This is a genomic window from Marinobacter sp. V032, assembly GCF_052645435.1.
The window spans coordinates 1,904,625-1,919,714 of record NZ_JBQXYE010000001.1 but is presented as its reverse complement, the minus strand read 5'-3'; the positions used below and the strand labels follow the sequence as shown (position 1 = coordinate 1,919,714).

Here is a 15,090-nt window from a genome sequence, read left to right as displayed (position 1 = left end):
TTAAAGGCTTCGCAGATTTATGAAAGTTGTCGGCTTAACCGGTGGTATTGGCAGCGGCAAATCCACGATCGCCGCACGCTTCAAGCAGCTTGGGGTTCATGCTGTGGATGCCGATGATGTCGCTCGTGAGGTTGTGGAACCTGGCAGGCCGGCACTCGCCGCCATTGCAGCGCATTTTGGGGATGCTATTCTACTTCCTGACGGTGCGTTAAATCGCGCAGCGTTGCGCCAGATCGTGTTTGAAACGCCAGAAGAACGAGACTGGTTGGAGAAGCTGCTGCATCCGATCATCCGTGACGAATTGCTACGCCAGCTCTGGATAACCCCCGACCGCTCGCCCCCCGCCGAATACCAACACCAATACGTGCTGCTGGTTTCGCCTCTGCTTCTGGAGACGGATCAGCACAACATAGTGGAAAGCGTTATCGTGATAGACGTCCCGGTCGAGGTTCAGATTGCACGAACAATGCAACGGGATAAGAATGATCGCGCCCAGGTAGAACGCATTATCAACGCCCAGATCTCGCGGGAAGAACGACTAAAAAGAGCGGACTTCATTATTGATAATGCGCAGCCAGCTTCATTGGCAATCGATGCGGTTGACGACCTGCATTACCGCCTGAACTCCCGAGCGAAAACCTGACGTGATGCGATGGCACGTATTTCGGAACCATTTCCATCCAAAACGTCTCGACTGGATCTGCCTACTATGCGCAGCAGGCTTTACTGCGCCGGTATCAGCCTTAACACCTGACGAAGAAGAGCCCCTGACAGCGCCGCTGAAAGTTGAATCTCTGCCCGACAACTTCTACACGTTCGAGCCTGATGAAACCACATACACTGATCAAAGCTCCTGGTGGCTAAACTTTTCAGAGTGGATCATCGCGCAACGGGAAATGCGCTCAGTACAAGTGCAATCAGTCGGCGCATGGGCGGACAGGACGCTGTCGGGCGACACCCGCGCCCTCCCCCTTAACGAAAGCTACCTTCGGCTCGGGATAGCCACTACCTCTGAAACCGGAGATTTGGCTCAAATCGAGCCAGAAGCCCGATTCAGACTGGATCTACCGACAGCAAAGGAAAAGCTCAGGCTCGTCGTAGAAAGCGACAGCGAAGAAACCACATCGCTGGGCGAACGGGATCGCGACCGGCAACTTGTCGACAGTGAGCGATCTGACAATGAGGCTACAGGTGCTCTTCGCTACCTGACAGACATCACAGACACACTCAATATCAGCAACGATGTGGGTGCCCGGCTGCACTTCCCACCCGATGCATTCTGGCGCTTACGCTCCACCGCAACATTTGATCTTGATGCAAACTGGCAGCTCGGCGTCGATCAACGGATCTACTATTTCCATCAGGACGGCTGGGGCGAAAGCACCTATCTCGGATTCAGTCGCGGTATCGGGCCATGGGACTTCATCAGCTCATCCGAACTACGCTGGATACACAGCGACAGGCAGTTTGAATTTTCACAGATTTTCAGTTTGTATCAGCGGCTCAATAACCGAGCCGAGCTGAACCCACGGGTTGGCATTCTCGGAGAAAGCCAACCCGGGTGGCGCACGACCGAGTACTTTGGCGATCTGACTTATCGCTATCGCCTGTTCAGCACCTGGTTATACGCAGAGGCAATACCCGCCATCAACTTCACTCGGGAAGAGAGCTTCGACAGCATTACATCTCTGACCCTTCGGATTGAAATGTTCTTCTCAGGTGATATCAAGTGAGCAGGCACCCATCCATGCCTGCGTCAGCCGCGCTGACGCTGACCCCTATCGCAGTCACACGATCCTGCTTCAAAGACAAGTTTGGTGTTCCTCGCCAACCGGGTTTGACCCGACACGCCTGGGCAGATCTGGTGATTCAGCCGCCCTTTGACCGAGAGGATGCGTTTCGTGGACTGGAAGACTGCAGCCATATATGGCTCACGTTCCAGTTTCATGCAGCGGTTAGAGCCGAGTGGCGACCAACCATCAGGCCACCTCGACTGGGTGGCAACAAGAAGGTTGGCGTGTTTGCCAGTCGCTCTCCATTCCGCCCCAACAGCCTTGGACTATCCGTTGTCCGCAACGAAGGGCTACGGCGGGAAAAGGGTCAGTTAATATTACGTATCCGGGAACACGATCTCATTGAGGGAACGCCGATCCTCGATATCAAACCTTACCTGCCTTTCGCCGACGCCCTGCCCGATGCTCATCTGGCCTGGGCCGCCGAACCACCGACCACGCGTCTACCCGTTGAATTCGCGGAAACGGCGGAAGCCGAACTGAGGGCAATCGATGAAAAGCAATGTCCGGATTTCAGATCGCTGATTGAAGACGTGGTGTCATACGACCCCCGCCCTTCATTTCGCAGGGGGCGCGATGAACAGCGGATCTACGGAGCCCATCTATACGGCTACAATGTTCGGTTCCGATTTGACGATATTGCCGTCACCGTTCTGACTGTAACTTTGTTAGACTAAGTAGTATCAATAGGGAAACCCGTCACGCTAATAAAGCGGGTTCACATGCTGATTTTGATTGCGTCGCAATAATAGTATCCATCACAGGGAAGCGGTCACGTGGCATTAAAATCATTTCTCAGTCAATTTGGCGTGCGCCCGCTGGCAGCGCGACTGCTGGGTTATGTTCTCCTGTTCAGCTTCGTGCTTTCGCTTATCGCCAGTGCGGCGCAGATGACGGGTGAGTTTGAGCGACGCAAAACCGAGGTGTCCGAGCTACAGAACAGGGCGGCGGAAATGCTCAGCCCGATCCTTGGCAATGACCTTTGGATGCTGGACAACCGGGCCATCAAGACCAGTCTGGATGGTTTACTCGCATTCCCTTCAATCCAGTTCGCTGAAGTGATCACCGAAACCGGGGAGCGCTACACCGCAGGGCGCCCCGTTGAAGGCGATGACATCACACAGCGTTACGATATCGCACTCAAGACCTCACAGCGTGCCCCCAACACGCCGCTTGGCACCCTGACCATTTCGTCTTCCCTGAACCGGATGCATCAGGATGTCATCGCCAGAGGCCTGATTCTGCTGCTGTTTCAGAGCATCATTGTGATGTTCGGCACGCTGGGTCTCCTGCTGATCGTGCGGCAGACATTGACGCGCCACCTCGAAGCTATCGCCGCTTACATCAAACGACTCAACTTTGATGCTCTGATCGCGCCCTTGAAACTTCGCCGCAAACCACCTGCAAGAGCTGACGAATTAAGCGAAGTGGAGCAGGCCCTGAACATCATGCGAATGCAGATGCTCGAAGAGGCACAAACCCTGCGCCAATCCAGCATTCGTTCACAGGGTGAGCGGGACGAGGCGGTGCGGGCCAACCATGCCAAAAACCTGTTTCTGGCGAACGTCAGTCACGAATTACGCACCCCCCTGCAGTCAGTACTGGGTTACGCCAGCCTGCTGGAGGATACAACGCTGGATCAGGAGCAACAGGACTACGTTCAGACTCTGCAAACGTCAGCCGAAAACCTGTCTGCAATCATCAACGACTTGCTTGATATATCGAGCATGGAAGCCGGCAAGATGGTGCTCGAAAACATTCCATTCGATCTCAGGGATACGCTCAACGATCTGGTGGTCATGCTGGGCGCCCGAGCTAGAGAAAAAGGGCTGGCGTTCGAGCTCAGGATTGATGAAAACCTCCCGGAAAACCTTCGGGGAGACCCGATACGCTTGCGCCAGATTCTGCTTAACCTGACATCCAACGCGATCAAGTTTACGGATTCAGGACACGTACTGATCAGCCTTGAAGTGCTTGGCCGAGAGGGCGATGCAATCCAGGTGCGCGTCGCCGTAGAAGATACCGGTATCGGTATACCCAGCGACGACCTACCCCTTGTTTATGAGCCGTATGTGCAGCTGGGCCAGCGTGTTCGCAGGCAACTTCCTGGCGCAGGCCTTGGCCTGACGATCTGCCGACAGCTCATAAACCTGATGGGCGGAAAACTCGATGTCGAAAGCCGGCCCGGGGAAGGATCAACGTTCTGGATTGAGCTTGATCTCGCCGTTGCCCCGGCAGGCACCACCCGTGTGCGCCAGGATACCCGGATGATTCGGGGCAAGCGCGTGCTGGTCGTTGATTCTTATGCCCTGTCACGCAAAATCACGCTGGAAATGCTGTCACGGTTCGAGGTTGATATCGATGCAGTGAAGTCTGCCGCCGAAGCCATCGTCGCGTTGCGCCAGAGCAGTGAAAATGACTCCCCGTTCGACGCCGTCCTGCTTGATGGTTTTGTGCCGGACATGGACAGCGATCTGCTGTGCCAGCAGATTCGCGAGAACCCCCAATGGAAAGCTACCCGCATACTCGTGCTTTCATCCAACCCGCAACGGGGCGACGCCGAGCACTTCCGGCAAGCGGGCGCCGACGGGTTTCTCAGTAAATCACTGCGCGAATCCTGTCTCAGCCCTATTCTCCATCAGTTGTTTGTTGATCAACGCAACGGCGAACGGTCATTCCTCACCCGATTTTCGCTCCAGCCTGGCCCCGAGCAACGCTCACGGCGGCCTCAACCCGCACAACGCATGAAGGTGCTGCTGGTAGAGGATAATCCAGTCAACCGCACGCTGACCCGGCGCCTGCTCGAAAAGCTGGGTTGTGACGTCACCACCGCCAACGACGGAGAAGCCGCACTTGGCCTGCTGCAATGGCATCGTTTTGACATGATCTTTATGGATTGCGTGATGCCCAAGGTGGATGGTTTCGAAGCCACCCGACGTTTACGCAAGTTGGAAAACGAGCGCGAACTCAGCCATGTACCCGTGGTTGCGCTAACCGCAAGCGCTATGGAACAGGACGAAGAAAAATGCCGGCATGCCGGCATGGATGCTTTTGTGGCGAAACCTGTCAATATGGAGATGCTGCGAGCAATCCTTGATCAGTTCTGCCAGAGTGCAATTGACGTCTGAGCTGTTAACATTAGGGCTCAATATCGGAACCGGAGCCAGAACAGAACGTCATGTTAGCCACCTGCCCTACCTGCAAAAAAGAAGTTGAATGGGATACCAGCAATCCCCACCGGCCTTTCTGCTGTGAGCGATGCAAGCTGATCGACCTTGGTGCCTGGGCCAACGAAGATTTTCGAATACCAGCGGAGCCCGCCGACCCGGAAGACCTGCGATCAGGCGATGATCAACCAGACGACTTTACCCACTAACTAATAAGCCTGGCCTGAGAACGGCAAGTGCACAGCATGGCTTGTTTGCACCATGGCGACCCTATGCTCGCTCGCCAACGCAATAGCCGAGCTTTCCTAACTGTAACCAAACCCTTATTGAGCAGCCTGTCAACGGCAGATACCATGATCCGCTGACTCGCCAAGAATGTACTAAAAACGTATCACAAGAGGTAAACCCATGAATTACAGCCGCCTTTCAGTACTGGCGCTTTCACTGGCAGTAACACCAGTTATGGCCGCTGACTTTGACCTCAGCCTCACCAATGACTCGGCCAAAGGCCAGGTCAACTTCCTGCCGATTAACGCCGACATGCAGGCGGGCGCTGGCTATACCTACCACGAAGGTAGCCGGCATATCGTAAATCTGGACTTGCATGCTCAGGGCCGAACTGCACTGGGTAACTTGCCTACAACCGCTGGCATCGGTGTCAAAGCGCTGGGCTGGGACGATGACGACCTGGATGGCGGTGCCGTGGGTATCGGCGGGTTCGCTACCGTTAACATCCCCAACGTGCCTGGCCTGTCGGTTAACGGCGCGCTGCACTACGCCCCCAACATCCTGTCTTTCGGCGACTCCGAAGACATGACCAGCCTCGAAGCCCGGGTCAGCTACCGCGTAATCCGCAATGCTGAGGTTTTCGGTGGCTACCGTTACCTGAACACAGATCTGGATCCGCACGGCGACATCAACCTCGATGAAGGCGTCATGGCCGGTATCAAACTGTACTTCTAAGCGATTAATCGCCCCTTAGAGAGTGCAGCAAAACCTCGCGAACACCGACGTTTTGCTGCACTCACTTTGCCATCGGCGCCTTTACCGATGGCAATTCTGTGCCCCGCCTCACTGTCCTGCTCCCCCGCCACTGCTAGACTTTTCGAAAACCCATAAAAAGGTCTTCCGGCTGTGATTTCAGCGCTTGCACGTTCTTTTTCAGTGATTACTATCGCCATCGTTCTTACCGCCTGCAGCAGTGCCGGCGATGATGCCGTCAAAGAGGCCGGCAGTCGCGAGAACAGCTTTCCCGGAGCCAAGAATCCGGGCAGCGACTTCTCTGAGACAAGCACCGGCGACACCAGCAACGCCAACGGCCTCGCCAGAAATGAAGTCAGGATCACCGTTGAAGTGCCGGAGCATATGGCGCCAGAAGGACCGCTCTCACGGCGAAACCTGCACCTGGTTCAGCCTGACAGTGTGCGCGTTTACAAAACAGATCAGAATCTGAGAGCGCTATCCTCCGTAGACGTCACGACGCGCACAGATGATGACGGATTCAACATCATCGGCTTTCCCAATGGCCAGCCACTGGGACCCGATGTGCTGATTGAGGTCAGCTACCAGGGGCAAACCATTCGTGCCTTTGCTACCGACAATGATCGTGACATCAAGGTCAATCCGTTTTCCGAGTACCTGGTGATCGAGGGGCTTGGCGGCTACACCGAGCTGCAATTTGAACAAGCGATGGCGTGTGTCAACAGCACAGACTCAACGAACCTCTGCATCAATAAATATATCTGGTCAACGCTGGCTGATCAGGTCCAGGATTTTGAAATCGACATCCCCGACAATACCGGTTTCAACAGCGCAGTTGCCCTACTCGGCCAGCGAGCCGATTTCGCCCGTTATGTGAGCGAGATGGCTAAAATTATCCTGATTACACCCGCCGATACGAGCACAATTTCAGGCGATTCCGTTAACATGAACACCGTCTTTCATGGCTTGGAGCTCGGCATAACCGGCACGGGAACCTCCGGCCCCGGGCGCTGGGGCATTCGCCGAAGCGCCGAAGAACGGGTTGAAGTCAACGGCGTAGGGTATGTCTATCCCGGTCTATCGATGTCATCCCTTGGCGCTTTCGGCATAACCGCCACCTTCCTGGCCAGCGATATCCCCTACCAGCGTGCGACCCTGACACAATTTTCGGCGGCAAATTCAGTCTACCTCGGTCCAGACAACTGGGATATCAACAGCCACGCGACTACCGCAGTGCCCGGTAGCATCAAAAATGATACACAGCTGCTTGCGGGGCTGTCCGTACTTCAGACCATCACTAACAAAAACAGCGCCAAAATTATTGGCTGGACGCGCAACCCCTACCGACTCGACGCTTTGGTTGTCGGAGGAAAAGACGATCCGCAAGCTTTGGTCTCGGGTTACTTTTCGGCGGGCAGATCACTTGAACTGAAAGCGGACAATGGTGGCTACCAGCGCGGTGATCAACTTGAGGAATATTTCGTTTCCATTTTCGATTTATCGTTCACCAAAAGTGACGATTTCCAGATCAGCACTCTGAGTTCAAATTACAACGTGATCAGTTTCTCGACCCAACTTGGTGACCCGGTCACACCGTTCAGAACAGAATCCATGCTCGGAACCTGGTCCGGCTCCGGTGGCAGCTTTACGCAAACCGCCAGTGCCGAGGAAATCAACCGCAGCGCCAATGGCACGGTCACGTCCGCATCACCAAACCGAGACGGGCCGGCAAACGTCAGCAACCAGACATCACAGCTATCAGATGGCGACAAAAATACCGGCCGCCTGTCACTTGATTCATCCGCTATCGGTCAAGTTGGCGCAAGTCAGCCCGATGGTAGCCTTCTTGCCTTCAACCTCGATAATCCGGTTAACGGAGACGGGGTATTGATAGCACTCAAAGCCGGCAACCAGCCACCGGAGGCGGACAGAAACTATCGCCTGCAGGGAACAATCGTTGGGCTTAATGATGACAAGCAGATCCTCCAACACATCGACGGTGGGCAACTCTCAATCGGCACCGCAGGTGACGCCACAGTCTCGCTGGCCGGTTTTGAGGTGACCCAGACCGTCAGCACTCAGATGCTCGAGCGCCCCCATGCCCTGACCACGACGACAGACGCAGACCTGACATTCACCTTTACCAGTGGGGCGACGCCTCAACTTGTAATGACCAAAACCGGAGGCGCCTCGCCCTATCTCCAGGGATTTGTCTCCGAAGACGGATCGCTCCTGATGTTGCAAATCAGGGAAAGGCTCCCCTCCGGTGACGAGTATCTCGGACTGCTGATTGGCGTGCTTGAAGCGCCATAATGCGCAGTCCAAGGTTTTCAGGAGCGATTCAACTGGCACTGCTGCGGTTACAAGCGCTAACCGGCTTTTTAACCAGTACCTGTTACAATTAGCGTCATACTGACAGTAACGGGAGAGCGGGATGACGGCAGGCACTAAACTGACAGCCATGGTGGCTTCGTTCGCAATAGCCTTTATCTGGGGAACGATTCACGAGCCGTTTCCAGACATCCCCATGGATCAGGAAGATGTTGTACTGGATGCTCTCCCGCCGCTACCGAACTGGGCGCGTGCAGAATTGCCAGACTTTACAAACACCGCCAATACAGCTGAAAAAAAGGCCGCATTTTTCTCGTTTCTTTACCCGAGAATCGCTCTGGCCAACACCCGTGTCTTGATGCAACGGGATATGTTGGAAGCGCTGGAGCGAAAGGACGAACTCTCGACCGAGGATAAAGCCTGGCTTCAGCGTCAGGCAAAACGACTTCGTATCGACAGTGCGCCGGGATCAGCCGAGATGTTTGAAATGCTTGATCGCCGAATGGATGTCATTTCACCCTCTCTGATTATGGCCCAGGCTGCTAATGAATCGGCCTGGGGTACCTCGCGCTTTGCCCGCAAAGGCAATAACCTGTTCGGTCAATGGTGCTTCTCGGAAGGTTGTGGGCTGGTGCCGCTTCATCGGATTGAAGGGGCCAGTCACGAAGTGGCGAGCTTCGACTCACCCTATGAATCTATCCGCGCCTATATTACCAATATCAATCGTCATCCGAGCTACCGCGCATTGCGTAATACACGCGAACAGGCGCGAAGCAAGGACAAGTTCCCCAGCGGAGATGTACTGGCGCAGGGGTTGATTGGTTATTCCGAGCGAGGATCTGACTATGTCAGGGAAATCCAGCAGATGATCCATCACAACAACCTCGGTTATTATGACAAGCAATACCAGAAACTGGTGGGCCGGGATGCGTCCGTTACCGGCTTGTTGCAACTGGCCACCGGTGACGAAAGCACTCTGACGCCAGGCGGTATCGCCAAAAACGAAGGTTAATTGTGAAAACACCCGAACCTGACCAGTTGGTGCCTTGGGCATCACATTATTCGGAAACCGGTTTCTGGGGCAAACTGGCCCATCGCACCAAGCAGCTTGGGCGGCGCCCGGCGGAACTCGGTCTGACGCTGTTCTACACGCTACGCGAGCCAGGCACTCCTACCTGGTGCAAGGCGGTGATATCCGGCAGCCTTGGCTATTTTATCAGCCTGATAGATGCGGTCCCCGACCTCACGCCTGTACTGGGTTACACCGATGACGTGTCAGTGATGATCGCCTCTCTCGCAATACTTGGCGCTCATGTCACGCCGGATATACGGCATCGCGCCCGCCATCGCGCCGACACCATTTTTGGCAAACAAGATAGCGCCTCGACTTCCGATAACACTGCCTAGCCGGAGATATCCGACAGATGCTTAAGTCCCTTCCCGCGACGCTCAAAGGTTGTCTCGCGGTGACACTGATAATTCTCGTCACACTGACACTGCTACCAATCCTGTTGCTCTTTGCCTTTATCAAATTACTTGTGCCGGTGACGGTTATCCGAAAATACTGCACTGTCATTGTGAACTGGATCGCCTATATCTGGCTTGGCTTCAACAATCTTCTCGCCGACACGCTCCACCATATTGAATGGCAGATTGAGGGTCACGAATCACTATCCCGCTCCAACTGGTATCTTGTGACCTGCAACCATCAGTCCTGGGCAGATATTCCGGCCATACAGCACGCTCTGAACAGCCGTATTCCACTGATGAAGTTCTTCCTCAAGCAACAGTTGATCTGGGTGCCTTTGTTAGGTGTTGCCTGGTGGGCTCTCGATTTTCCGTTCATGCGCCGCTTTACCCGTGAGCAAGTTGCAAAGAACCCTGCACTAAAAGGCAAAGACCTCGAAACCACGCGTCGGGCCTGCGAGAAGTTTGAGCACACTCCGGTTACCGTATTCAACTTTATGGAAGGCACCCGGTTCACACCTGCCAAACACAAACAGCAGAACTCACCTTATCGACACCTGCTCAAGCCAAGGGCCGGTGGAACGGCATTTGTATTGAGCGCAATGGGTGACATCCTGCATCAACTGCTGGACGTCACCATTGTCTATCCGAAAAAAAAGCACAGTTTCTGGGATTATCTGTGTGGGCGCATCCATCGCATCGTGATTCATATCCGCACGATCGATATCCCCCCCAGGTTTTTAGGAATGGATTACCAGAATGACGTGAACATAAGAGAGGAATTTCAGCAGTGGATCAGTGATATCTGGTCCCAAAAGGACCAGCGTATTATGCAAATCATGCAGTCAGAGAACATGCCTGACGCCTGACCCTTTGCACGTAGCTGGCTTGTTGTTGACAACCGGGGCACTTGGGGCCCCGGATTAGCCGCACACTTTCGTTAGAGAACGGCTAGAGGACGCCCAGCTCTCGAGCCCTTACGATAGCCTGAGTACGTGAGCGTACATTCAACTTCGCATTGATCCGACGGGCGTGGGTTTTGACCGTATGCAGCGATATGTGGAGCCGGTCCGCAATATCCTGGTTCGACAACCCTGTGGCGATCAACTCAAGCACGCCGCGTTCCCGATCACTGATGGGTTCAGCCAGCTCGGCTGAATGGCCATGCTCTGGTGTCTCCTCAACACTAAACAGAGTGCGTAGCGCATCATAGAACCCGGATTCTGTGCCGCTTGCCAGAACCTTTGGCAACAACGTGCGCAACTCACGCCCCAACTCGATAAACGGGCTCAGGTAATGCTCACGCGCCGCTTCCTGCATGGCAATACGCAAGGTGACCAGCGCTTTGTCAGGTTTGCCGGACCGGTCGTAAATCAGTGCCTGGAGAATGCCCGCGTAAATCACATGCCCCAATGGCGCAGACCCGCCTTCAACACCATCAATCGCGTCACCATTACGAAATGCCGTTAGCTTTGTCTGAGCCTCAGCCAGCTCTTTGCGGGCAATACACAGCCGAATCTCCATCGCATCCAAAAGCCCCGGCAACATGGGAAACAATTCCGGCACCCACTCATCCCTGTTGTTACGCTTCAAGTTTCGCAACGCAACATCAACGTGCTCCTTCTGGTCACTGTGCAACCAACAGGATACTTTCAGCGCTTCCAGCGCAGGACGATAAGCGGGCTCATCAACCTGCCACAGTTGCATTGTACGTTCCGCCTGACCAATCCAGCTGAAGGCCTGCTCCAGCTCACCGCGGGATTTCGCCAGCATGGCACGCAACCCCATATTCAGCAGCAAGCCCAAATCACGACACTGTTCGGCCTGCCGGGCAGATCGCTTCAACCAGGATTCCGCCTCGTCCCTGCGCCCTTGATGCCAGAGCACCAGCGCCAGACAAAGCTGCAGACGACTCTCGCCCACCCTGGGCGGCTGATACGGTGCGTTCACCGCCACTTCCAGGCCATGCCTCAACAGGGTCTCGGCTCGCTTGAGATAGCCCTTGCCCAACTCGATCCTGGCATGATCATACACAGCCAGCATCTCGCAACCTGCATCGCCGGACTCCCTCGCCAACCGTGTGGCGATACGATTGGCCGTGCGCGCTTCACCAAACTGCAATGTTGCGGTCAAGGCGCTTGAGCGCACCATTAATGACATCAACCGCGTATGGTCAGAAATGGTGTCATCCGCCAACGCACGATCAGCCCAGCTTATCGAATTCGCAACATCCCCCTTTCCGCGAAGAATGAAGGCCCGAAGCGTGGCCAGACGCCCTGCGAGCGCATCGGCATCGTGCTCCGGTATGCCTTCCAACAGCTTTTCCGCCTGGGAAAACTGACCGCCAATAGCATGAACCCAACCGTACACCAGACGAAGGCGTGGACTGCGTTCAAGTAAATTAAGGGGTAGTTGCCGGCGCCAACTCAGTAACGCGCCGGTGTCCTGGCCCGCCAGCAATGCTTCAGATCCTGATGCGGCGATTTCAAGTGCGCGCTCTGCATTCTGGGCCCGAAGTGCATAGGTTAATGCTTCCGAGCGATCCCCTTGGGACTCGAACCACTCGCTGGCCCTCAGCGCCCGCTGGCTTCGCCCTGCAACACCTTTGGTCAGAAGCCAGTCGCGAAACAAAGGATTAAATTTATACCAGTGGCCCTTACCCGTGACCGGCCAAAGCGGCAATCCACTAGCTGAAAATGCCGATGGCGAATGCGTCGTCGAGACGTCATCGGTCATCGCATGGTACAAGGCGTCGCTGATGAGATCGGGTTCGGCCATGTGATAGAGCGCGGTGTGATCTCTCTTTTCCGAAGGGCTCAACAGCGCGTCATTAAAAAAGCGGCGAACGCTCGGGCTATCGGAAATGGAGTGCGCCATCTGCGTAACGTTGCTCAATTCCAGCCTGTAGAGCTGGAGCGGCGTCAGCCAACCTTCGGTTAAATGGCAGATGTGCTCAAGCGCTGTGGAGGTCATCAGCCCCTGATTTTTCTCATTCTCAAATAAAGCATCGGTCTCACTTACACTCAACGCCAGTTCATCAACCCCCAGTCTTTTCAGGCGGCCATCAAGTGAGAGTGTGTGGGTAGCAAATGAAACCTGCTCATTTGAAATCAGCACAAGTGCGAGAGTTGACGGCAACTCGGCGATCAACTGCTCGACCAGTGCCCGAGTAATCGGATGCCCCAACAGATGCACGTCATCAAGCACGAGACTGGCTGGCAAGCCATCACGCTGAGCGGCGCGATCCCGCTGGTATCCCTGAAGAATCAGCGAAACGAGGTCAGAGTACCCTCCGCTCCCAACGGATTGGCGACCAAAAGAACTATCCTGACGCAAGGAAATGGCCAGCAGGCTGAGCAGGCGCATGGGATCATCATCCCTCGGCTCAAGCGTCAGCCAAGCGACGTCAGATGTTGCTTCAGTATCGATTGCGGCAAGAACGGCCTGGGTTTTGCCAAAGCCACAAGGTGCCTCCAGCAGCAGAACCTGGCCGGACTGTATACCTTGTTTAATGTGGTGGGTTAGTTGATGGCGCTCGAGTCTATTGCGCAGTATTGCCGGGAAACGGATTCGACTCGCAAGAATATCCCATATTAAATCACCGGACTGCGCACCCCGTGCCAGCCCCGAAAAATCGTCGTTGGCCGCGCGTACGTCGTGGATACTTTTCAAGACATGCCCCAATTGAAATCGTGCGATTCAGGCCAATCACACAAAAGTGATGTCGTAACATTCGTTATCCTTATTATTTTTATGGTCGGTTATATGTTGGCATTCAGTATTCTGCGATACCTTCGTGGCAACCCGACTCTACTTTAGTCGCACTAGGTTAATACAAAGCAAGCGCTCGGCGCAAAGAGGATAGCTCAGGGGCTTCGTTAAACAATGTGAAACATCGTAAGTATCTTTTTCAAAACACAAAAAAAGCCCTCGCGGTTAAGCGAGGGCCTTGATGCACAGCAGTAAAAGCAGACTGCTATTTACCGCGTACCTGCACGGCGCAGTGCCGCAGGTGTGTACTCGCGAGAGTTCCGCTCAACACCGAACTGGTACGGGTTCTCTTCTTCGTTGGTCAGACCCAGCGCGATGTAGCGTCCGGACAACGTGTCGTACAGCACTTCGATTGCATACCATGGAATGTTGTGATCATAGAACTGCATCGCATGGGCTTCAGCCACTCGCCAGAGCTCACCACGACCATCGTAATGATCGATCACAGACGCCTGCCATGTGTCCTCATCGACATAGAAGTCACGCGTGGCATAGATATGACGCTCTCCACTCTTAAGCGTTGCGCGTACGTGCCATACACGATGCAGCTCATAACGGGTCAGCTCCTGATTGATGTGACCGGCCTTCACGATCTGGTCATATTTCAGGTTACGGTCAACCAGCTCGTAGGAGTTGTATGGGATATACATCTCCTTCTTGCCCACCAGCTCCCAGTCGTAACGGTCAGGCGAGCCGTTGTACATGTCGAAGTTGTCTGAGGTCCGCAAACCGTCAGCCGCAGTACCTGGTCCGTCATAAGCAACCTGAGGTGCCCGGCGAACACGACGCTGGCCCGCGTTATAGACCCACGCACGACGTGGCTCCTTGACCTGGTTGATGGTCTCGTGAACCAGCAGGACGTTACCCGCCAGACGCGCTGGACCGGTGATAGCCTGCTTGAAGTAGAACAGTACGTTCTGGTCTTCATCTGGGTTGTAGTCAGCCAGTGCCACACGCCAGGTCAGCTCATCCTGGAAACGCACGACGCTGTAGTTACCATCAGCCGTTGGCGTTACCTGGCCCACGTTTCGGGTTACCGAACCACCACGATAGCGGGTGATATGGTTCCAGATAACTTCCAGACCGTTTTGCGGAACCGGGAACGGAATGCCATCAGCATAATTTTCCATGCCGTTGCCGCTCGGAATCAGGTTTGTCTTGGTCGAGTTTTCCTTCGCAAGATCATAAACCGACTGCGGATAGGCAGCTGTTCGACGTGTCTTGTAGACGGGAATGAAGTAATCATCGTACTTCTTGATCATCTTCACCTGGCCCGGCGACAGCTTGTCAGCGTATTGATCAACATTGCTCTGATCGATACGGAAAAGCTCTTTGTCATCAGGGAATGGGTTGATGTAGATACCATCATTCTTGTACCCGGAAGGGCTGGATGTCATCCCGCCATCCCAAGCCGGAATGGTATCGCCATTTCCCGCTTTCTCGGCACCAATCGGTGTCAGGGAATTTCCCAGCTTATCAGCTTCCTGCTGGGACACAGCGGCATAGGCGCTGCCACTTGCAAGTGTCGCCGCGAGAATACCGCTGATAAATAACGTCTTGTTTAATTTCATTTAAATTAC

12 protein-coding genes are annotated in these 15,090 nt (G+C 54.6%); 10 read left to right on the top strand and 2 right to left on the bottom strand.

Translation table 11 applies throughout. The features are described from left to right. Positions 1 to 19: 19 nt before the first annotated feature. The 10 genes from coaE to ACUN9X_RS08775 all read left to right on the top strand — a co-directional run bounded on the left by coaE (position 20) and on the right by ACUN9X_RS08775 (position 10,608). Complete coding sequence (gene coaE, locus ACUN9X_RS08820; RefSeq protein WP_445472812.1) at positions 20 to 643, top strand: dephospho-CoA kinase; 624 nt, start codon at positions 20 to 22, stop codon at positions 641 to 643. Between the two features lie 4 nt (positions 644 to 647). Continuing rightward, positions 648 to 1,733: a hypothetical protein gene (locus ACUN9X_RS08815; protein WP_445473202.1), complete on the top strand. Its 1,086-nt coding sequence runs from the start codon at positions 648 to 650 to the stop codon at positions 1,731 to 1,733. 14 nt (positions 1,734 to 1,747) lie between these two features. Beyond that, positions 1,748 to 2,470: a tRNA (N6-threonylcarbamoyladenosine(37)-N6)-methyltransferase TrmO gene (tsaA, locus tag ACUN9X_RS08810; protein ID WP_445472811.1), complete on the top strand. Its 723-nt coding sequence runs from the start codon at positions 1,748 to 1,750 to the stop codon at positions 2,468 to 2,470. Between the two features lie 99 nt (positions 2,471 to 2,569). Next, positions 2,570 to 4,921, top strand: coding sequence for a response regulator (locus ACUN9X_RS08805; RefSeq protein WP_445472810.1), 2,352 nt, complete (start codon positions 2,570 to 2,572; stop codon positions 4,919 to 4,921). A gap of 50 nt (positions 4,922 to 4,971) precedes the next feature. Then, positions 4,972 to 5,169, top strand: a complete 198-nt coding sequence (gene yacG / locus ACUN9X_RS08800; RefSeq protein WP_260035819.1) for a DNA gyrase inhibitor YacG — start codon at positions 4,972 to 4,974, stop codon at positions 5,167 to 5,169. Between the two features lie 199 nt (positions 5,170 to 5,368). Beyond that, positions 5,369 to 5,923, top strand: coding sequence for a YfaZ family protein (locus tag ACUN9X_RS08795; RefSeq protein WP_260035820.1), 555 nt, complete (start codon positions 5,369 to 5,371; stop codon positions 5,921 to 5,923). A gap of 171 nt (positions 5,924 to 6,094) precedes the next feature. Further along, positions 6,095 to 8,254, top strand: a complete 2,160-nt coding sequence (locus tag ACUN9X_RS08790; RefSeq protein WP_445472809.1) for a hypothetical protein — start codon at positions 6,095 to 6,097, stop codon at positions 8,252 to 8,254. Between the two features lie 121 nt (positions 8,255 to 8,375). Then, positions 8,376 to 9,284 (top strand): glucosaminidase domain-containing protein, encoded by a 909-nt coding sequence (locus ACUN9X_RS08785; protein WP_445472808.1) that lies wholly within the window; start codon positions 8,376 to 8,378, stop codon positions 9,282 to 9,284. Positions 9,285 to 9,286: 2 nt separating this feature from the next. Continuing rightward, positions 9,287 to 9,679: a YkvA family protein gene (locus tag ACUN9X_RS08780; RefSeq protein WP_445472807.1), complete on the top strand. Its 393-nt coding sequence runs from the start codon at positions 9,287 to 9,289 to the stop codon at positions 9,677 to 9,679. A gap of 17 nt (positions 9,680 to 9,696) precedes the next feature. Further along, positions 9,697 to 10,608: an acyltransferase gene (locus ACUN9X_RS08775; RefSeq protein ID WP_445472806.1), complete on the top strand. Its 912-nt coding sequence runs from the start codon at positions 9,697 to 9,699 to the stop codon at positions 10,606 to 10,608. Positions 10,609 to 10,690: 82 nt separating this feature from the next. Here ACUN9X_RS08775 and ACUN9X_RS08770 read toward each other — a convergent pair whose 3' ends face one another. Together ACUN9X_RS08770 and ACUN9X_RS08765 are read right to left on the bottom strand one after the other, a co-directional pair. Then, a complete protein-coding gene (locus ACUN9X_RS08770; RefSeq protein ID WP_445472805.1) occupies positions 10,691 to 13,411 on the bottom strand; it encodes a LuxR C-terminal-related transcriptional regulator in 2,721 nt (906 codons plus the stop codon). A 308-nt stretch (positions 13,412 to 13,719) separates the two neighbouring features. Beyond that, positions 13,720 to 15,081 carry a DUF1329 domain-containing protein gene (locus ACUN9X_RS08765; RefSeq protein ID WP_445472804.1) on the bottom strand — a complete coding sequence of 454 codons (1,362 nt, stop codon included), beginning with the start codon at positions 15,079 to 15,081 and terminating at the stop codon, positions 13,720 to 13,722. Positions 15,082 to 15,090 lie beyond the last annotated feature (9 nt).